This window comes from Vibrio splendidus 12E03 (assembly GCF_000272105.2).
In the GTDB taxonomy this organism is placed as follows: domain Bacteria; phylum Pseudomonadota; class Gammaproteobacteria; order Enterobacterales; family Vibrionaceae; genus Vibrio; species Vibrio splendidus_I.
In genome coordinates, this window is record NZ_AJZD02000106.1 from 1 (window position 1) to 583 (window position 583).

Below are 583 nucleotides of genomic sequence, written 5' to 3' on the forward strand. Positions count from 1 at the left end.
TTTGATAACTCACGTCATGACTTTGAAAAGTATCGCAGCATGGTGTCCATTTTTACCTTAGCTGAAGTCAGCCAACTCACTCAAAGTAACTAATCCCTTAAAATCTTAACTATCAGCTCTCTCGCTGAGGGCTAATGCTATCTGGAGAAAATCTTATGCGCGTATTCATCGCAGAAAAACCATCCCTGGCTACCGCCATCTTTAAAGGACTTGGCGGCAACCCAACGACCGATAAAAAAGCCGGCTATTACGAAAAAGGGGGTGACATTGTCACGTGGTGTTTTGGCCATTTGCTGTCCCTCAAAGATCCCGAAGACTACGACAGTAACCTCAAACGCTGGACACTAGACAGTCTACCGATTCAAACTCGATTCCCTCCACAATATAAACCTCGCTCCGATTCTAAAAAGCAGCTCGATACAGTGATTGGTTTCATCAAAAAAGCGGACTCGATTGTTCACGCCGGTGATCCCGATCCAGAAGGCTGCTTACTCATCGATGAAATCCTAGATCACGTTGGCAACAAGAAGCCGGTGCAACGTCTATTGATTGCTGATTTAAACGATAAACCCGTCAAAGCGGC

At 45.5% G+C, this 583-nt stretch carries 1 protein-coding gene; it reads left to right on the forward strand.

Annotation, left to right across the window (positions count from 1 at the left end):
* Positions 1-155: 155 nt before the first annotated feature.
* Positions 156-583, forward strand: a 428-nt coding sequence (locus tag A142_RS09000; RefSeq protein WP_019822225.1) for a toprim domain-containing protein, incomplete at its 3' end; no start/stop codon positions are given.